Consider the following 18,541-nt stretch of genomic DNA (forward strand, 5'->3'; position numbering starts at 1 on the left):
TCCAGCGGGTCGCGGCAACTACGCTCGATGCGTGGCCCGCCTGCTCGTCGTCGTCCCCAGCGAGACCGATCCGCCCGCCCGGCTGGGGCAGTGGTTGCGCGCGGCCGGGCTGGAGCTCGACGAGCGGCACCTGGCCGCCGGGGACCCGCTGCCCGACGACCTCTCCGGGCACGACGGGCTGCTGGTGCTCGGCGGCCCCCAGTCGTCGCTGGACCCCGAGGACGTCGCCCCCGAGCTGACCGGCGTCCGCGACCTGCTGGGCCGGGCTCTCGGCGACGACCTGCCCACCCTGGCCGTCTGCCTGGGCGCGCAGCTGATGGCGCAGGTCGGCGGCGGGCGGGTGCGCGTCGGCGTCGACGGGCCCGAGGTCGGCGCCCTGCTGGTGGCCAAGCGGGACGCCGCCGACACCGACCCGCTGTTCGCCCCCCTCCCGCTGTCGCCGGACGTCGTCCAGTGGCACCACGACGAGATCGCCGAGCTGCCCCCCGGAGCCACCCTGCTGGCCAGCAGCCCGCGCTACCCGCACCAGGCCTTCCGGCTCGGCCGGCACGGCTACGCGCTGCAGTTCCACATCGAGACCGACCCCGACGTGGTCCGCCGCTGGGCGCAGCACGACCCGGTGGGGGTCGCGGCCACCCCGTTCGACGCCGCCACCGTCGCCGAGCGCGCCGCCGGCGTCCACCCCGACCTGGAGGAGGTGTGGGCGCCGTTCGCCGGTCGCTTCGCCGACCTGGTGCGCGCCCGAGCCCGAGCCGGGACCGCCGCCCGGTGACCGCCAGCGACGCGCCGGGGATCCCGCGTCAGGCGGTGGTCCGGCTGGTGCGCTTCGGCTTCCTCGACGGCGAGCGGGCCGCCCGGCTGCTGTCGGAGCCGGCCATGGGGCTGTGGGACCTCGAGCGCAACGAGCCGGCCGACCCCGAGGCCGGCCCGGTGGTGTCCGCGCTGGCCCGCACCGGCGACCCCGACCTCGCCGTCCGGTCGCTGCGCCGGCTGGTCGAGTCCCTCGACCGCGCCGACCCGGCCGGCGGGTCGGCCGCCGCGCTGCTGGCCCGGCTGCGCGGCTCGGCGGTGCTGCGGGCCCGGCTGCTCGGGGTGCTCGGCGCCAGCGCCGGCCTGGCCGACCACCTCGCCGCCCACCCCGGCGACTGGACCGTCCTCGACCCCGACGGCGACGGCGCCGACCGGGGCCCGACCCGGCCCACCCCGCAGGCGCTGCAGCGGCAGATGCTCGTCGCCGTCGGCGCCGACCCCGACGACCCGCCGTGGGGCGTGCGGCTGGGTAAGGCCGCGCCGGACGCCGGCCTCCCGCGGGTGGCGGCGCTGCGGCTGGCCCACCGGCGGGCGGTCCTCTCCCTCGCCGGCCGCGACCTCGGTGAGGGCCTGGCCGCCGAGGACGTCGCCGCCGAGCTCGCCGACGTCGCCGGCGCGGTCGTCACCGCCGCGCTGGCGGTCGCGGTCGCCGAGCAGCCGGCCGACGCCGCGGCCTGCCGACTGGCGGTCATCGGCCTGGGCAAGTGCGGCGGCCGGGAGCTCAACTACGTCAGCGACGTCGACGTGGTGTTCGTGGCCGAGCCGGTCGACCCCCAGGAGCCGGAGGCGCCCGCGCTCCGCAGCGCCACCCGGGTCGCCGCCGCGCTCATGCGCGTCTGCCGCGAGGCCGCCTGGGAGCTCGACGCCGCGCTGCGGCCCGAGGGCAAGGCCGGCGCACTGGTGCGCACCCTCGCCGGGCACACCGCCTACTACCGGCAGTGGGCCAGCACCTGGGAGTTCCAGGCGCTGCTGAAGATGCGCCCGGTGGCCGGCGATCCCGACCTCGGCCGGGAGTACGTCGAGGCGCTGTGGCCGCTGGTTTGGCAGGCCGGCGACCGGCCCGGGTTCGTCGCCGAGGTGCAGGCCATGCGCCGGCGGGTGCTCGACACCATCCCCCCGGCGCAGGCCGAGCGGGAGCTCAAGCTCGGCCGCGGCGGGCTGCGCGACGTCGAGTTCGCCGTCCAGCTGCTGCAGCTGGTGCACGGCCGGGTCGACCCGACGCTGCGCGTCGGCGGCACCCTGCCGGCGCTGGCCGCGCTGCGCGCCGGCGGCTACGTCGGCCGGGACGACGCCGACACCCTCATCGCCTCCTACCGCTTCCTGCGCACCGTCGAGCACCGGCTGCAGCTGCTGCGGCTGCGCCGCACCCACCTGCTGCCCGCCGACGAGCAGCAGCTGCGCTGGCTGGCCCGCTCGCTCGGCTACAAGCCCGACTCCCGCGGCAGCGCCGTCGACGTCCTGGCCGCCGAGCTGTCGTTGCACACCCGCGAGGTGCGCCGGCTGCACGAGAAGCTGTTCTACCGGCCGCTGCTGTCGGCGGTGGCCCGCGTGCCGGCCGACGCCGCGCACCTGGGCTCCACGGCCGCCCGCGACTGGCTGCGCGCCCTCGGCTTCGCCGACCCCGACGGCGCCCTGCGGCACATGGCCGCGCTCACCGGCGGGGTGTCCCGGTCGGCGTCGATGCAGCGCTACCTGCTGCCGGTCGTGCTGCAGACCCTCGCCGACTCCGCCGACCCCGACGCGGGCCTGCTGGCCTACCGCAGGGTCAGCGAGGCCCTCGGCGGCAACCAGTGGTACCTGCGGCTGCTGCGCGACGAGGGGCAGGTGGCCGAGCGGCTGGCGCGCCTGCTGGGCGCCAGCCAGTACGTCGCCTCGCTGCTCACCCGCACCCCCGAGGCGCTGCGCGTGCTCGCCGACGACGCCGAGCTCGAGCCCCGCACCGCCGAGGCGCTGGCCGGGGCGTGGCGGCAGGCGGCCGCGCGGGCGGCCGACCCGGCCGACGGCATCCGGGTGCTGCGCGGGCTGCGTCGCCACGAGCTGCTGCGGGTCGCGGCCGCCGACCTGCTCGGCCTGCTCGACGTCGAGCGGGTCGGCCGGGCGCTCACCGACGTCGCCGTCGCCACCCTGCAGGTCGGCCTGGACGTCGCCGTCCGCGCGCACGCCGCCGACGCCGGCATCGACCCGGCCGACCTGCCGACCGACGTCGCGGTGATCGGCATGGGCCGTCTCGGCGGCGGCGAGATGGGCTACGGCTCCGACGCCGACGTGCTCTTCGTGCACCGGCCGCGTGGGGGTGCGGAGGAGGCGAAGGCCACCGCCGCGGCCAACGCGGTCGCGCACACCCTGCGCCGGCTGCTGGGCGAACCGGCGCCGGACCCGGCCTTCGAGGTCGACGCCGACCTGCGGCCGGAGGGCCGGCAGGGCGCCCTGGTGCGCAGCCTGGACTCCTACCGCGAGTACTACGAGCGCTGGATGTCGGTCTGGGAGGAACAGGCGCTGCTGCGCGCCGTCCCGGTCGCCGGCGACGAGGAGCTGGGGACGGCGTTCACCGAGCTGGTCGACCCGATCCGCTACCCGGCCGGCGGGCTGTCGGCCGAGCAGGTCGCCGAGATCCGCCGCATCAAGGCGCGGGTGGAGCGCGAGCGCCTGCCCCGCGGCGCCGACCCCACGACGCACGCCAAGCTGGGCCGCGGCGGGCTGGCCGACGTCGAGTGGACCGTCCAGCTGCTGCAGCTGCAGCACGCCGCCCGCGTCCCCGCGCTGCGGATCCCCTCCACGGTGGGCGCCCTGGCCGCGCTGCGCGACGCCGGCCTGCTCGACGCCGAGCAGGCCGGCGCCCTGCAACGGGCCTGGGAGCTGGCCAGCCGGGCGCGCAACGCGGTCTTCCTCGTCCGCGGCCGGCCCAGCGACCAGCTGCCCCGGCCGGGCGTGGAGCTCGCCGGCGTGGCCCGGGCCAGCGGCTGCGGCCCGGACGTCGAACCCGGGCAGTTCCTCGACGACTACCGGCGGGCCACCCGGCACGCGCGCAGCGTCGTGGAGCAGGTCTTCTACGGCCGGCCCCCCGGCTGACCGGGGCCGCGCGGTTGCCGGGCGGCCCGGCGGGGCAGGCTGGGTGCGTGTCGCCACACCCCGACCTGCCCGAGGACGACCAGCCGACCCCCGTCCGCGACCGGACGGCCACCATCACCCCCTACCGGGACGGGCCGCTCATCGTCCGCGGCGACTTCCGCCTGGTCGACCAGGACGGCGAGGAGATCGACCCCGGCCGCGAGACGGTGGCGCTGTGCCGGTGCGGGAAGTCCGGCATCAAGCCCTTCTGCGACGGCTCGCACAAGCGCGCCGGGTTCTCCGCCCCGAGCGCGCCGAGCCGTCCCCGGCCGGCTGCCCGCATCCGGCGCGAGGACCGGCGCGAGGACCGGCGCGAGGACCGGCGGGAAGACCCCTCCTGAGGCCTCAGCGCAGCTCGAAGGCCTTGGCCATCCGCTCCTGCTCCTCCAGCGCCGCGCCGATCCGGGCCTGGACGGCGTCGAGCTCGCCGATCACCTCGCCGGTGGCGAGGATGCCGGCCGACACCGCCTCGGCGCTGGTCTGGATGCCGGTGACCTGCGTCGACACGCGCTGGGTCGCCGCGGCGGTCTCCCGGGCGAGGTCCTTGACCTCCCCGGCGACGACGGCGAAGCCGCGGCCGAGCTCTCCGGCGCGGGCGGCCTCGATGGTGGCGTTGAGCGCCAGCAGGTTGGTCTGGTCGGCGATCGAGGAGATGATCCGGATGACGTCGCTGACCGCCGCCGACGCCCGGCCCAGCGCCTCCACCTCGGCGGTCATCGACGAGGCCCGCGCGACGGCGCTCTCGGCCACCCGGCCGGCGTCGGCCGCGGCGTCCCGCAGCAGGGCGACGGTCTCCAGCAGCGCCCGGGAGTTGGCGGCGTCGGCCTCGGCGCGGCGCAGGATGTCCAGCCGCTGGGAGACCAGCTGCTGCACGTTGCGCAGCGCGGAGGCCCGGGACTCGGACAGGTCGATCGTCTCGGTGACGAAGAAGTCCATCGTCCCGACGACGCGCCCATCGGCCAAGATCGGGAAGCAGACGCCCGAGCGGACCCCGGCGCGCTGGGCGGCCGGCGCACGCACGCAGTCGGTGACCTCGGCCAGGTCGCGCACGAACACCAGGTCCCGCGCCCGCCAGGCCCGGCCGGACAGGCCAACGCCCTCGGCGAAGCTGGCGGCGAGGGTGACCTTGCGGAACTCCTCACCGGCCGAGCCGGACTCGACGGAGAAGCGCAGGACGTTCTCGGTCTCGTCCAGGGCCCAGAACGAGCCGTAGGCCCAGCCGAAGGCGGTGCGCACGGTGTCCAGCGCGGTCCGCAGGGCGCTCCGCTCGTCCCGGGCCCGGCCGACCTCGGTGACGACCTCGGTGACGGCGGCCCGGTCGTCGAGGGTCTCCTGCAGCTGGATGGTGGCCAGCGCGCTGCGCCGGGCGTGCGTGAGCAGCCGGCCGATCGCCTGCCACTTCTCCGCCCGGCCGCCGAAGAAGGGCAGGTCGCTGCGGCTGTAGTACTCGAGGACGGCGGTGACCCGACCGTCCTCGACCACCGGCATGAAGCAGCCCTGGCGGGCGCCGTGGGCCCGGGCCGTGGCCCAGCGCGGGCAGGTGGCGGTCGCGGTGGCCTCGTCCATCAGGACGGTGCTGCGCTGGCGCAGGGCCTGCCCGCCGTAGCCGGCGCCGGCCGACATCGTCGTGCCCTGCCGCCACGCCGCGGCCATCGCGGGAGCCAGCTCGCCCTCGGTCACGCGCAGCTCGAAGTGCCCCTCGGCGCCGGGCAGCCAGGCCGCGCCGTAGGCCATCCCCAGGAAGTCCACGAGCGCCCGCACGCTGCGCTCGTAGGTCTCGACCTCGCTGCTGACGCCGCCGTCGAGCGACTGGACGACCCGTTCCAGGGCCTCGACGTCCCGTGGCTGCGCGGTCGGCTCCGCAGGCCGCTGGCTGTCCCGCTTGCGCATGCGATCCTCCATCCCCCCGACGGTCGGCGCACGGACGTGCCCGACCGGGTCGCAGCACAGGTTTCGGCAGCCGATCCCCGATGTGCAGCCGGGACGCCGATGCTGATCAGGCGGCCAGCGGCCGCTGCCCGCGCAGGCCCGAGCGGCCGGCCTCCCAGGCGCCGAGCAAGTGCGTGGCGGCCAGCCCGTCGACGGCGAGCGCGCACGCGGCACCGAAGAGGACGTCGCCGGCGAGGTCGGGCTCCTCGGCCACCAGCGAGCCGCACACGTCCACCGCGGCGATCTGCTCGTGGACGGCGTCGGCCTCCACGTGCTCGTCGTAGAAGACGGTGGTCGACTCGTCGAAGCCCAGCCGGCGCAGCCCGGCCGAGTACCGGCGGGACGGCTCCGAGGAGGTCATCTCGACCGCGGCGAGGTGCCCGAGCGCGGCGCCCCGCCAGCGGCGGTGCAGGCCGAACAGCGACATGGTGTTCACCGAGGCGAACGCCGCCGCGGGGGCGGCGTCCCACAGCGCGCCGTAGGCGGCGTCGAGGCCGAGGTCGCGCATCAGCCCGGCGAACAGCTCGCTGTGCATGCGCCCCGGAGCGCCGCCGCCGTACTCGTCGGCCTGGATCTCGACCATGGCCGCCTTGGCCCGCCCCGACAGCCGCGGGACGGCGAAGGTGTGCGGGTCGGCCTCCTTGAGGTGGTAGACCGAGCGCAGGGTCAGGTACTCGCGCCACTGCTCGAGGTCGCCGCGGCGGGCCATGAACGACGACAGCGAGGGCCCGTCGTCGGCGGCGACGAGCGCGCTCAGCTGCCGGTCGACCGGTTCGTCGGTTCCCTCGAGGTCGCCGACCAGGGCGCGCAGCGCCTCGGTGTGCCGCCGCTCCAGGTGTGCACGCAGCCCGATCAGCTCCGGGTCCCACTCCCACGCGTCGTCGACCTCGGCGAAGCCGCGGTAGTGCAGCTCGTAGCAGACGGCCAGGGCCAGCTGCAGGTCCTCGTCGCCGAGCGGGTCGGTGCAGGTGGCCGCCGTCCGCCGGGCGAGGTCGACGGTGGCGGGGGACAGCGCGCCGGCGGTCAGGTCGGCGCGGAGGGCGCGGGTGAACGGGCCCCGGGGTTCGGGCAGGTGCATGCCGGGCCCATGCCCACCGCCCGTCGGTTCGATGCGCGGGCACGGGACCTCGCCCGCGGTAGCGGGCACGGGACCTCGCCCGTGGGTAGGGAAGCGGCATGAGTCCGAGCAGCGCGACCCGGGTCGTCCTGGTGACCGGCGGCAGCGCCGGCATCGGCCGCAGCACCGTCGAACGCCTGGCCCGGGACGGCGCCCGGGTGGTCACCTGCGCCCGGGGCGGCGACCGGCTGGCCGCGGCCGTCGGCGGGTTGCCCGGCGTCATCCCGGTGGTGGCCGACGTCGCCGACGCCGCCGACCGGGCCCGGCTGGTCGACCGCGTCCTCGACGAGCACGGCCGGCTCGACGCCGTCGTCCTCAACGCCGGGCTGGGCTGGGCCGGCCTGGTGGAGGACATGCCCGGCGACGTCGTCGAGCGCCTGGTCGCGGTCAACCTGACCGGCGTGGTCGACCTCGCCCGCATCGCGCTGCCCTCCCTGCTGGCGGCCGCGGCGCGGGAGGGCCGGGCCGACGTGGTCACCGTCGCCTCCGCCGCCGCCTGGTCGCAGGTGCCGCCGCTGACGGTGTACTCGGCCACCAAGGCCGGCGTGCAGGGCTTCGTCAAGGGCCTGCGGCGGGAGGTGACCGCCCGGGGCGTGCGGGTGCACACCGTCAACCCCGGCCCGGTGGCGACCGAGTGGCTGGCCCGCGGGCACGGTTCCCCGCCGGCGTCGGACGCCGACGCCCGCGGCCGGCTGTCCCCGGGCGTGCGCACCGAGCGGGTGGCCGACCAGGTCGCCGGCTGCCTGGGCGCCCGCTGGTCGCGCACCGTCGCCGTCCCGCGGTGGATGGGGCTGGCCCGGCTCGGGGAGGTGCCGCCGGTCGACCGGGTGCTGGACCTGGTGCTCTCCCGGCAGGCCGGTCGGATCCGCCGCGTCGCCGCCCGGATGGTCGAGGAGCGCACCGGCTGACCGGGTCCCCGGCTTGACGGGCCGGTTCGGCCCCACCACGGTGGGTCCACGGTTCGGGACCACCACCGCCGGGAGAGCTGATGCAGACGACCGTCCTCCGCCGCCTGAGCGTCGCGGCCGCCGCGTCGACCACGCTGGCCGCCCTGGGCGTGGCCGCCGCGGCGCCCGCGACCGCGCAGTCCTCCGGTCCCGAGCCGGTCGAGGTGCAGCTGCTGGCGCTCAACGACTTCCACGGCGCGCTGGAGCCGCCCACCGGCTCGGGCGGGCGCATCCAGACCGGCGTGAACCCGGACGGCACGCCGGTGACCGTGGACGCCGGCGGGGTCGAGTACCTCGCGACCCAGCTGGCCGCGCTCACCCAGGCGCAGCGGGAGGGCAACACGGTCACCGTCGCCGCCGGCGACCTGATCGGGGCCTCGCCGCTGCTCTCGGCGGCCTTCCACGACGAGCCGACCATCGAGGCGCTCGGCCTGGCCGGCCTCGACTACGCCAGCGTCGGCAACCACGAGTTCGACGAGGGCGCCGCGGAGCTGCTGCGCATCCAGAACGGTGGCTGCCACCCGGTGGACGGCTGCGCCGACGGCACGCCCTACGACGGCGCGGACTTCCAGTACCTGTCGGCCAACGCCTTCGTCACCGACACCGGCCAGCCGCTGCTGCCGCCGTACGCGGTCAGGCGGGTGCAGGGCGTGGAGATCGGCTTCATCGGGATGACCCTCGAGGGCACCGGGTCGATCGTCAGCCAGCAGGGCGTGGCCGGGCTCACCTTCGCCGACGAGGTGGAAACCGCCAACCGCTACGCCGCCGAGCTGAAGGAGCAGGGCGTCGAGGCGATCGTCGTCCTGCTGCACCAGGGCGGGCAGCAGACCGGCCCGGACGCCTGGGACGTCGACGGCTGCAACGGGCTCACCGGGCCGATCGTCGACATCGCCCACGGCATGTCCGACGCGATCGACGTCGTCCTCAGCGGGCACACCCACCAGGCGTACGACTGCGAGATCGACGGCAAGCGGGTCACCAGCGCCGCCTCCAACGGCCGGCTGGTCACCGACGTCGACCTGTCGGTGGACCGGATCACCGGCGACGTGGTCGACGCCGTCGCCGACAACCGGATCGTCACCCGCGACGTCGCAGCCGACCCCGCCCAGACCGCGCTGATCGCCCACTACCGCGAGGTCCTCGGCCCCATCGCCGCCGAGGTGGTCGGCTCGGCCGCGGTCGACCTCACCCGGGTGCAGGAGGACCCGCTGGACGGCGCCGAGTCGCCGCTCGGCAACGTCATCGCCGACGCCCAGCTCGCCGCCACCGACGACGAGGCGGGCGCGGTCGCGGCGTTCATGAACCCCGGCGGCGTGCGCGCCGACCTGGCCGCCGGTGACGTCACCTACGAGGAGGCGTTCACCGTCCAGCCGTTCGCCAACAACCTGGTCACGCTGGACCTGACCGGCGCCCAGCTGAACTGCCTGCTCGAGCAGCAGTACCAGGTGGGTCGGGTGCTCTACGCCTCGGCGGGCGTCACCTACTCGGTCGACCCCGCGGGCACGCCCGCGGCGGCGGGGGCGGACCCGTGCACCGGCACCCGGGTCGTCGACTCCTCGCTGCGGATCGGAGGCACCCCGGTTCCGCCGGAGGGCGTGTACCGGGTCACGGTGAACAACTTCCTCGCCGGCGGCGGGGACGGCTTCTCCGTGCTCACCGGCGGGACGAACGCGGTCACCGGGCCGATCGACCTCGACGCGTTCACCGCCTACCTCGGCGCGAACTCCCCGGTGCCGGCCCCGGCGCTCGACCGCATCACCCGGGCCGGCTGAGGCCGCCGCCCCGGATCGCGTCGGGGCGCGCCGACCGGGTAGGACAGGGAGCGGGACGCCCACCCGCTCTCCGACGACGCGAGGACCACCCGTGACCGCTCCGACTCTCGACACCGCCCCGTGGCTGGTTCGCGAGCCGCACGTGGATCCCGAGACGCTCGCGGTCGCCGAGTCCGTCTTCAGCCTCTCGAACGGCTACGTCGGGATCCGGGGGACGCTCGACGAGGTCGAGCCCTGTGCCGTGCGTGGCACCTACCTGTCCGGGGTCTACGAGACGCATCCGCTGTCCTATCCCGAGAGCGGTTACGGGCACCCCGAGGAGGGGCAGGCGATGATCCCCGTCGCCGACGGCACGCCGCTGCGCCTCCTCGTCGACGGCGTCCCGCTCGACGTGCGCCAGGTCGAGCCGCAGGTCCACGAACGCACGCTGGACCTGCGCGCCGGCACGCTCGACCGCCGCGTGCGCTGGACCGCGCTGTCGGGCACGTCGCTGGAGGTGTCCTCGCGGCGGATCGTCTCCTTCGCGGAGCGGTCGGTCTGCGCCGTGCGGTACGAGGTCCGCGCCCTGGACGGGCCCGCGCACGTCGTCGTGCGGTCCGAGCTGGTCGCCGAGGAGGTCATGCCCACGGGCGTGGACAACGACGACCCGCGGGTCGCAGAGGCCCTGGACGACGCCTTCGAGCCGCTCGTCCACGTCCGCGCGGCGACCGGTGGCGCCCTCGCGTCACGGACGCGCCGGTCGGGCATCACGGCCGCCGCCGCGGTCGGCCATGACATCGACGGCGGGGACATCGACGGCGGGGAGATCAACGGCGGGGAGAGTGACGGCGGGCGGGTGAGCACACACGTCGACCAGGACCACGTCGTCACCACGGTCGCCGCCGACCTGCTCCCCGGGGAGAGCCTCACGATCGTCAAGGCCGTCGGGTACAGCTGGTCGCACGACGCCGGACCCGACTCTCTCGTCGGGGAGGCATCGGCCGCCGTGAGTTCCGCACTCGACCTCGGGTGGGAGGGTCTGCTCGCCGGTCAGCGGGCCGTGCTCGACGAGCTGTGGGCGGCGGCGGACGTCGAGGTCGACGGCGACCCCGAGCTGCAGCAGGCGCTGCGCTACGCCGTCTTCCAGCTGTTCTCCTCCGCCGCCTGCATCTCCGGTGCCCCGGTCGGCGCCAAGGGACTGACCGGCACGGGCTACAGCGGCCACACCTTCTGGGACGTCGAGGGGTTCGTCCTGCCCGCCCTGACGCTGCTGCACCCGGACGCGGCGGCACGCCTGCTGCGGTGGCGCTACACCACGCTCGACCTCGCTCGCGAGCGTGCCGAGACGCTGGGGCTGCAGGGCGCGTCCTTCGCGTGGCGCACCATCAGCGGGCGTGAGGTCTCCGCGTACTGGCCTGCCAGCACGGCGGCGATGCACGTCAACGCCGACATCTCCCGCGCCTTCTGGCTCCACCGCAACGTCACGGGCGAGGATCTCGACTCCGTCGGGGGCCTGGAGGTGCTCGTCGAGACGGCGCGGCTGTGGATGTCCATGGGCCACGAGGACGCGGCCGGCGGGTGGCACCTGTTCGGCATGACCGGGCCGGACGAGTACACCGGGGTCGTCGACGACAACGTCTTCACCAACCTCATGGCCCGGCGCAACCTCCTGCGCGCCGCCGACGCGTGCCGGAGGCTGCCGGCGCGCGCGTCGGAGCTGGGCGTGGACTCCGCCGAGACCTCCGCCTGGCGGTCCGCGGCCGACGCCGTCCACGTCCCGTGGGACGAGGGCCTGCGCGTGCACCCGATGAACGAGAACTTCACGACCTACCGGGAGTGGCGGTTCGAGGACAAACGCGACTCCTACCCGGTCCAGGAGCACCAGCACTACGCCAAGTTCTACCGGCGGCAGGTGCTCAAGCAGGCCGATCTCGTCCAGGCGCTGTGGTGGTGCCGCGACGACTTCACGGCCGAGGAGGTGGCGCGCGACCTGGACTACTACGAGGCGCGCACCGTCCGGGACTCCTCGCTCTCGGCCGCCGTCCAGGCGGTCGTGTGCGCCCAGGCGCAGCACCCCGACCTCGCCCTGCGCTACCTGCGGGAGTCCGCCCTCGTGGACCTGCGCGACGTCCAGGGCGACACCGCCAAGGGGCTGCACCTGGCCTCGCTCGGAGGGACGTGGCTGGCGTTCGCCGCCGGCCTCGGCGGGCTGCGGGAGGACCACGAGGACCTCGAGATCGCGCCCCTGCTGCCGTCCTCGCTCTCGCGCACCGCCTACTCCGTCACCTGGCGCGGCAGGCTGCTCCGCGTCGAGACGACGCGGGAGGGCACCACGGTCACGCTGACGCGCGGCGAGGGGCCGGTGACCGTCGTCGTGGACGGCGCACCCCTGTCGGTTCCGGCCGCCGCACCCGTCTCCGTGCCGCTCCGTGCCCCGACTCCGTTGCTCGACGAGCCGAGGCAGCCGGTCGGATGCGAACCGCGCACGTGAGGGCGTGCTCCGACCGCCGGTGCCGGCTCCGACGTCGCTCAGGGCGCGAGGTGTCGGGGTGGGCGGGGAACGTCGCGATCCGGCATCGATCGCGTCCGGCGTGTTCGGCACGGGTGCCCGCCGGGCAGGGGAGTGGGGTCTGCCGACCCTTCTCTGGAGGACGTCCCGACCGTGCGCCGCCTCCTCCGCGCCACCGCTGCCGCCGCTCCGCTCCTGGGGCTGGCCGCCTGCGGGTCCCCGGCCGCCGAGCCGGCGCCGCGGGCGGTCGCCGCCGCGGAGCCGGCCGCGGTCGTGGAGCCGGCCGCGGTCGTCGCCCAGGGGACGGCGGACACCGCGTCCTGCACCGGCGCCACCGGCTATCCGGTCGCCTACCCCGCCGACTGGACGACCAACGAGGACGGCGTGCTGCCCGCCTGCAGCTGGTTCGGGCCGGAGGAGTTCGTCGTCCCCGAGGCCTCCGACGTCCGGACCGCGCCGGTCACCCTCGACGTGGCGGACCGCACCTTCGCCGAGGCGACCGCGCCGAACCCCGACGAGGTGGTCCGGACGGCGCTGGAGGTGGCCGGCCGGCCGGCGCTGCGGGCCGAGCTGGTCACCGGCCCCGGCCTGTACCCGGAGGGCACCCGCATCACGACCTACGCGGTCGACCTGGGCGGCCGGACCCTGCTGGCCGACGCCGTCGAGCTGCCCGGCGGCGACCACGAGCGCGCCGTCGTCGTCCTCGACGACATGATGGCGAGCCTGCACCTCTCCGGCGTCGCGCCGGGCTGACGGAGGACCCCGTCCTCCCCATGAAGGACCCCCTTGCCCCCCACCACTCGCAGGCTCGTGGCGGGACCCTGCAAGGGGGCCGTCAGGGCTCAGGCCGGGACCCGGGACGGGGCCTGCGGCGGGACCCTGCAGGAGGGCCAGCCGCCGGTCGCTCACGCGGGTGCTTGTCACCACGCGCCACGGGCTGTTTCCTGCTCGTCACGTCCTTGGTGCACGGTCCCCGTGCACACCGGGCGCGATGGGCGAGGAGGGGCGATGGACTTCCTGCAGCCGTCGTCGTGGGACGACGCGCTGGCGGCGCGGGCCGAGCGGCCCGACGCGCTGCCGATCGCCGGCGGCACCGACGTGATGGTCGAGCTGAACTTCGACCGCCGCCGCCCGGGTGCGCTGCTGGACCTGACCCGCGTCCCCGAGCTGCGCGAGTGGACGCTCGCGGACGGGGTGGTCCGCCTCGGCGCCGGCGTCCCCTACGCCCGGGTGATCGGCGAGCTGGGCGACCGGCTCCCCGGCCTGGCGATGGCCGCGCGCACCGTCGGCTCGCCGCAGATCCGGGCGCGCGGCACGGTCGGCGGCAACCTCGGCTCGGCGTCCCCGGCCGGCGACGCGCACCCGCCGCTGCTGGCCGCCGGCGCGCAGGTCGAGCTGGTCTCCGCGGCCCGGGGCGCCCGCCGGGTCCCGGTCGCCGACTTCTTCGCCGGCGTCAAGCGCAGCGTCCTCGAACCCGACGAGCTGATCGCCGCCGTCCTCGTGCCGGAGGCCGCCGGGCCGCAGCAGTACTGCAAGGTCGGCACCCGCAACGCCATGGTGATCGCGGTGTCGGCCTTCGCCCTCGCCCTGCACCCCGACCGGCAGGAGGTGGGCACCGGCATCGGGTCGGCGGCGCCGACGCCGCGGCGGGCGCCCGAGGCCGGGCAGTTCCTCGCCGGCGAGCTGAACTGGGCCGCGCGGACCCCGCTGCCCGAGACCCTCGCCGCCGAGTTCGGACGGCGGGTGGCCGACGCCGCCTCGCCCATCGACGACGTCCGCGGGAGTGCGGCCTACCGCCGGCACTCGCTGGCGGTGATGGCCCGCCGCGCCGCGACCTGGGCCTGGGACGACCTGAGGAGGGCGGCCTGATGCGGGTCACCACCACCGTGAACGGCACCGAGCGCACCGCCGACGACGTCTGGCCGGGGGAGAGCCTGCTCTTCCTGCTGCGCGAGCGGCTGGGCCTGCCCGGCGCGAAGAACGCCTGCGAGCAGGGCGAGTGCGGCTCGTGCACCGTCTACCTCGACGGGGAGCCGGTGTGCGCCTGCCTGGTCGCCGCCGGGCAGGCGACCGGCCGGGAGGTCACCACCGTCGAGGGGCTGGCCGAGGGGGGCCGGCTGCACCCGGTGCAGGAGGCCTTCGTCGAGGCCGGCGCCGTCCAGTGCGGCTTCTGCACGCCCGGGCTGGTCGTCATGGCCTCCGACCTGCTCGAGCGGGTCCCGGAGCCCTCCGACCCGGAGATCCGCGAGGCGCTGGCCGGCAACCTGTGCCGCTGCACCGGCTACGAGAAGATCCTCGACGCCGTGCGGCTGGCCGCGGCGAGGCAGGCCGCCCGATGACCACCACCGAGGCCACGGCCCGGCAGACCGGCCGGATCGGCGAGAGCGCGCAGCGTCCCGACGGCACGCTCAAGGTCACCGGCGAGTACGCCTACGCCAGCGACCTGTGGCACGACGACATGGTCTGGGGCGTCACGCTGCGCAGCCCGCACCCGTCGGCCCGCATCCGCCGGATCGACGTCGCCGAGGCGCTCACCGTGCCCGGGGTGACCGCCGTCCTCACCGCCGACGACGTCCCCGGCGAGAACGCCTACGGCCTCGAGCACGCCGACTCACCGGTGCTGGCCGCCGACGTCGTCCGCTACGTGGGGGAGCCGGTGGCGCTGGTCGCCGCCGACCACCCGGAGACCGCCCGCCGCGCGGCGGCGCGGATCCGGGTCGACTACGAGGTGCTGCCGGCCCTCACCGACCCCCGCCGCGCCCTGGACGACGACGCCCCGCGGGTGCACCCCGGCGGCAACCTGGTCCGCCACCAGCGCCTGCGCCGCGGCGACCCCGACCCCACCGCGCCGGTCGTGGTCAGCCTGGACTTCTGCGTCGGCATGCAGGACCAGGCCTTCCTCGGCCCGGAGTCCGGGCTCGCCGTCCCGGCCGAGGACGGCGGCGTCGACCTCTACGTCGCCACCCAGTGGCTGCACATCGACCAGCGGCAGGTGTGCCTGGCCCTGGGCATGCCGCCCGAGAAGGTGCGGCTGACCCTCGCCGGCGTCGGCGGGGCGTTCGGCGGCCGCGAGGACCTCTCGGTGCACGTGCACGCCTGCCTGCTGGCGCTGCGCACCGGCCGGCCGGTGAAGATGAGCTACGGCCGCGAGGAGTCCTTCTACGGCCACGTGCACCGCCACCCGGCGACGATGACCTACGAGTTCGGCGCCGAGCGCGACGGCACGCTGGTCTACGCCAGGGCGCACGTGCTGCTCGACGGCGGCGCCTACGCCTCGTCGACGGCGGCGGTGGTGGGCAACGCCGGGTTGCTCGGCCTGGGGCCGTACCGCATCCCGTCGGTGGCGGTCGACGCCTACGGGGTGTTCACCAACAACCCGCCGTGCGGGGCGATGCGCGGCTTCGGCTGCGTGCAGGCCGCCTTCGCCCACGAGGCGCTCATGGACGAGCTGGCCGACGCCGTCGGCGTCGACCCGGTGGAGATCCGCCGGCGCAACGGCCTGCGCGAGGGCGAGCGCACCATCACCGGCCAGGCCGTCGACTCGCCCGCCCCGGTCGCCGAGCTGCTGCAGCGGGTGGCCGACCTGCCGCTGCCCCCACCCGCGGACACCGCCGACATCCGGTCCCTGCCGGGCGCGGTCGGCAACACCACCCACGGCGAGGGCGTGCGCCGCGGCGTCGGCTACGCCGTGACGATGAAGAACGTCGGCTTCTCCGAGGGCTTCGACGACTACTCCACCGCCCGCGTGCGGCTGCAGGTGACCGGCGGCGAGGCGGTCGCGTCGGTGCACACCGCGGCCGCCGAGGTCGGCCAGGGGCTGGTCACCGTCCAGCAGCAGATCGCCCGCACCGAGCTCGGGGTGGAGCGGGTCGTCGTCGTCCCGGCCGACACCACCGTCGGCTCGGCCGGTTCGACGTCGGCGTCCCGGCAGACCTACGTGACCGGCGGGGCGGTCCAGGCGGCCTGCGGGGCGGTGCGGACGGCGGTGCTGCAGCGGGCCGCGGTCGCGCTCGGGCTCTCCCCGGCCGCTCTCCGGTTGGACGGGGACAAGGTCGTCGGCTCCTCCGGCGAGGTGCTCGCCGACCTGGCCGAGGTGCTCGGCGGCGACGCGGTCGAGGAGACCGTCGAGTGGCGGCACCGGCCCACCCACGCCGTCGACCCGGAGACCGGCCAGGGCGACGCGCACGTGCAGTTCGCCTTCTCCGCGCACCGGGCGGTCGTCGACGTCGACGTCGAGCTCGGCCTGGTCAAGGTGGTCGCCCTCGACACCGCCCAGGACGTCGGGAAGGCGATCAACCCCGATGCCGTCGTCGGCCAGATCCACGGCGGGTCGGCCCAGGGCATGGGGCTGGCGCTGATGGAGGAGGTCGTGGTCACCGACGGGCACGTGCGCAACCCGTCGTTCACCGACTACCTGCTGCCGACCGTCCTCGACGTGCCGCCGATGCGGGTGGAGGTGCTCGAGTACGCCGACCCGCACGCGCCCTACGGCGTCCGCGGGGTGGGGGAGCCGCCGACGATCTCCTCCGGCCCGGCGGTGGCCGCCGCCGTCCGCGCCGCGACCGGCCGGCCGCTGCGCCGGGTGCCCATCCGCCCCGAGCACATCACCGGCACATGAGCGGCCGCACCCCGCCGTGGTCATCGTCGAGTGGCTAGCGTCTGCGGCGTGTCGGCGAGCCACTCGACGATGATCACGGCGGACGTCACCGTCCCGACGCTCGTCGGGCAGAGCGTGGTGGTCGAGCCGGACGCCGTGCGGATCCTCGACCGCCGCGTGTTCCCCTTCGAGCGCGCCTGGGTGACCTGCCGCTCGTACGAGGACGTGGCCGAGGCGATCGAGGACATGGTCACCCAGAGCCTCGGCCCGCTGTTCGCCGCGGCCGGCGGGATGACGCTGGCCGCTCGCGAGGCCGACCGGCTGCCCACCGCACGGGCGCGGCGGGAGCTCGTGACCGCCGCCGGCCGCCGGCTGGTCGCCACCCGGCCGACGAACAACGGCATCCGGGACGTCGTCGCGGAGCTGCTCGCCGTCGCCGCGGCCACCGTGGACGCCGGCGAGCCGCTGGGCCCCGCGGTCGAGCGGGCCGCCCGTGACCTCGAGGACCGCTGCCGGGCCGGCTACCGGCGCCTCGGCGAGCACGCCGCCGCGCTGGTCCCGGACGGCGCCACGGTGCTGACCCACTGCTGGGCCGACGCCTACCTGACCGAGACGGTGGCGGCGGTGCTGCGCTCGGGCAAACGGATCGACGCGGTGTGCACCGAGACCCGGCCCTACCTGCAGGGCGCCCGGCTGACCGCGGAGAGCCTGGCCGAGATGGGCGTGGCCACCCGGCTGATCACCGACGGCGCGGCCGCGCACCTGATGAGCCGGGGCGAGGTGAGCGTCCTCGTCACCGGCGCCGACCGGGTGACGATGGACGGCGCGGTGGTCAACAAGATCGGCACGCTGCAGATCGCCGTCGCGGCGCACGCCTTCGGCGTGCCGTTCGTGGCGCTGGTGCAGGCGCCCGACCGCCAGGCGCCCACGGCCGCCGCCGTCGAGCTGGAGGACCGTGACGGCCGGGAAGTGCTGCACTGCCTGGGCCGGCGCACCGCCTCGGAGCGGGCGACGGGGGTCTACCCGGCCTTCGACGTCACGCCCCCGCGCTTCGTCAGCGTCGTGGTCACCGACCGCGGCCGGTTCGCGCCGGGCGACATGGCCTCCTACTTCGCCGGATGAGGGCGCCCAGGACCCGGGGCGAGGCCGTCGACCAGCTGGTCGAGGTGGGCCGCCTGGCGGTCGAGCGCGGCCTGGTGCTGGCCAGCGGCGGCAACCTGTCCGCCCGGCTGCCCGGCGCGGCCGAGTTCGTGGTGACCGCGGCCGGCACCTGGCTCGACCGGCTCACGCCCGCGGACCTCAGCGTGGTGACCCTGGACGGCGAGGTCGTCGGGGGAGCGGCGCGGCCGTCGAGCGAGTGGAAGCTGCACCAGCGCACCTACCTCGTGCGACCGGACGTGGGCGCCGTCGTCCACCTGCACCCGCAGCACGCCGTCCTGGTCGACGCCCTCGGCCACCGCATCCGGCTGCTCACCCTCGACCACGCGGTCTACGTGCGCTCCGTGGGGACGGTCCAGTTCCTCCCGAACGGCTCCGACGAGCTCGCCGACGCCGCCGCCGAGCAGACCCGGGAGCACGACTGCGTCGTGCTCTCGCACCACGGCTGCTCCACCGTCGGCCCCGACGTCGGGACGGCCTTCCGGCGGGCGCTGAACCTGGAGGAGGCGGCGACCGCGACCTACCGCGCCCTGCTGCTCGGGGACATGACCACCGACTTCCCCGCCGACTTCACCGCCGACGCCGACCTCCGCCACGGGCCGCCGTGACGTCGTC

At 76.1% G+C, this 18,541-nt stretch carries 14 protein-coding genes; 12 read left to right on the forward strand and 2 right to left on the reverse strand.

Annotation, left to right across the window (positions count from 1 at the left end; translation table 11 throughout):
- Positions 1-31: 31 nt before the first annotated feature.
- The 3 genes from DQ238_RS04300 to DQ238_RS04310 are packed head-to-tail and all read left to right on the forward strand — an operon-like array spanning position 32 to position 4,259.
- The gene (locus tag DQ238_RS04300; RefSeq protein WP_113780073.1) at positions 32-772 is read left to right on the forward strand and encodes a type 1 glutamine amidotransferase; all 741 of its coding nucleotides are present in this window, start codon (positions 32-34) and stop codon (positions 770-772) included.
- The gene (locus DQ238_RS04305) at positions 769-3,879 is read left to right on the forward strand and encodes a bifunctional [glutamine synthetase] adenylyltransferase/[glutamine synthetase]-adenylyl-L-tyrosine phosphorylase (protein WP_113780074.1); all 3,111 of its coding nucleotides are present in this window, start codon (positions 769-771) and stop codon (positions 3,877-3,879) included. The genes DQ238_RS04300 and DQ238_RS04305 overlap by 4 nt, the downstream gene beginning before the upstream one ends.
- Before the next feature lie 47 nt (positions 3,880-3,926).
- Positions 3,927-4,259, forward strand: coding sequence for a CDGSH iron-sulfur domain-containing protein (locus DQ238_RS04310; RefSeq protein ID WP_233495693.1), 333 nt, complete (start codon positions 3,927-3,929; stop codon positions 4,257-4,259).
- A gap of 4 nt (positions 4,260-4,263) precedes the next feature.
- On the opposite strand, the gene DQ238_RS23530 is transcribed toward DQ238_RS04310, so the two are convergent.
- Together DQ238_RS23530 and DQ238_RS04320 are read right to left on the reverse strand one after the other, a co-directional pair.
- Complete coding sequence (locus tag DQ238_RS23530; protein WP_113780075.1) at positions 4,264-5,808, reverse strand: methyl-accepting chemotaxis protein; 1,545 nt, start codon at positions 5,806-5,808, stop codon at positions 4,264-4,266.
- A 106-nt stretch (positions 5,809-5,914) separates the two neighbouring features.
- Complete coding sequence (locus tag DQ238_RS04320) at positions 5,915-6,925, reverse strand: iron-containing redox enzyme family protein (RefSeq protein WP_113780076.1); 1,011 nt, start codon at positions 6,923-6,925, stop codon at positions 5,915-5,917.
- 98 nt (positions 6,926-7,023) lie between these two features.
- Here DQ238_RS04320 and DQ238_RS04325 point away from each other — a divergent pair, with 98 nt between their 5' ends.
- The 9 genes from DQ238_RS04325 to DQ238_RS04365 all read left to right on the forward strand — a co-directional run bounded on the left by DQ238_RS04325 (position 7,024) and on the right by DQ238_RS04365 (position 18,534).
- Entirely contained in the window at positions 7,024-7,872 is an 849-nt protein-coding gene (locus DQ238_RS04325) for an SDR family oxidoreductase (RefSeq protein WP_113780077.1), read from the forward strand.
- A gap of 80 nt (positions 7,873-7,952) precedes the next feature.
- Positions 7,953-9,683, forward strand: coding sequence for a bifunctional UDP-sugar hydrolase/5'-nucleotidase (locus DQ238_RS04330; protein ID WP_113780078.1), 1,731 nt, complete (start codon positions 7,953-7,955; stop codon positions 9,681-9,683).
- Positions 9,684-9,774: 91 nt separating this feature from the next.
- Positions 9,775-12,153 carry a glycoside hydrolase family 65 protein gene (locus DQ238_RS04335; RefSeq protein ID WP_113780079.1) on the forward strand — a complete coding sequence of 793 codons (2,379 nt, stop codon included), beginning with the start codon at positions 9,775-9,777 and terminating at the stop codon, positions 12,151-12,153.
- 171 nt (positions 12,154-12,324) lie between these two features.
- Positions 12,325-12,924, forward strand: coding sequence for a hypothetical protein (locus DQ238_RS04340; protein WP_113780080.1), 600 nt, complete (start codon positions 12,325-12,327; stop codon positions 12,922-12,924).
- A 255-nt stretch (positions 12,925-13,179) separates the two neighbouring features.
- Entirely contained in the window at positions 13,180-14,040 is an 861-nt protein-coding gene (locus DQ238_RS04345; protein WP_113780081.1) for a xanthine dehydrogenase family protein subunit M, read from the forward strand.
- Positions 14,040-14,510 carry a (2Fe-2S)-binding protein gene (locus tag DQ238_RS04350; RefSeq protein ID WP_113780082.1) on the forward strand — a complete coding sequence of 157 codons (471 nt, stop codon included), beginning with the start codon at positions 14,040-14,042 and terminating at the stop codon, positions 14,508-14,510. Before DQ238_RS04345 ends, DQ238_RS04350 begins: the two co-directional genes overlap by 1 nt.
- On the forward strand, positions 14,507-16,789 hold the full coding sequence (pucD, locus tag DQ238_RS04355; RefSeq protein ID WP_113780083.1) for a xanthine dehydrogenase subunit D: 2,283 nt from the start codon (positions 14,507-14,509) through the stop codon (positions 16,787-16,789). The genes DQ238_RS04350 and pucD overlap by 4 nt, the downstream gene beginning before the upstream one ends.
- A gap of 48 nt (positions 16,790-16,837) precedes the next feature.
- Entirely contained in the window at positions 16,838-17,890 is a 1,053-nt protein-coding gene (locus tag DQ238_RS04360; protein WP_233495694.1) for a s-methyl-5-thioribose-1-phosphate isomerase, read from the forward strand.
- Positions 17,887-18,534: a class II aldolase/adducin family protein gene (locus tag DQ238_RS04365; RefSeq protein ID WP_113780084.1), complete on the forward strand. Its 648-nt coding sequence runs from the start codon at positions 17,887-17,889 to the stop codon at positions 18,532-18,534. The genes DQ238_RS04360 and DQ238_RS04365 overlap by 4 nt, the downstream gene beginning before the upstream one ends.
- Positions 18,535-18,541 lie beyond the last annotated feature (7 nt).

It is taken from the genome of Geodermatophilus sp. TF02-6 (assembly GCF_003319115.1).
Taxonomy (GTDB): domain Bacteria; phylum Actinomycetota; class Actinomycetes; order Mycobacteriales; family Geodermatophilaceae; genus Geodermatophilus.

What these genes read in the sequence shown, in the direction of transcription:
- DQ238_RS23530 (WP_113780075.1), bottom strand. Translation starts at nt 5,808, where the DNA reads ATGCGCAAGCGGGACAGCCAGCGGCCTGCGGAGCCGACCGCGCAGCCA.
- DQ238_RS04320 (WP_113780076.1), bottom strand. Translation starts at nt 6,925, where the DNA reads ATGCACCTGCCCGAACCCCGGGGCCCGTTCACCCGCGCCCTCCGCGCC.
- DQ238_RS04325 (WP_113780077.1), top strand. Translation starts at nt 7,024, where the DNA reads ATGAGTCCGAGCAGCGCGACCCGGGTCGTCCTGGTGACCGGCGGCAGC.
- DQ238_RS04330 (WP_113780078.1), top strand. Translation starts at nt 7,953, where the DNA reads ATGCAGACGACCGTCCTCCGCCGCCTGAGCGTCGCGGCCGCCGCGTCG.
- DQ238_RS04345 (WP_113780081.1), top strand. Translation starts at nt 13,180, where the DNA reads ATGGACTTCCTGCAGCCGTCGTCGTGGGACGACGCGCTGGCGGCGCGG.
- DQ238_RS04350 (WP_113780082.1), top strand. Translation starts at nt 14,040, where the DNA reads ATGCGGGTCACCACCACCGTGAACGGCACCGAGCGCACCGCCGACGAC.
- pucD (WP_113780083.1), top strand. Translation starts at nt 14,507, where the DNA reads ATGACCACCACCGAGGCCACGGCCCGGCAGACCGGCCGGATCGGCGAG.
- DQ238_RS04365 (WP_113780084.1), top strand. Translation starts at nt 17,887, where the DNA reads ATGAGGGCGCCCAGGACCCGGGGCGAGGCCGTCGACCAGCTGGTCGAG.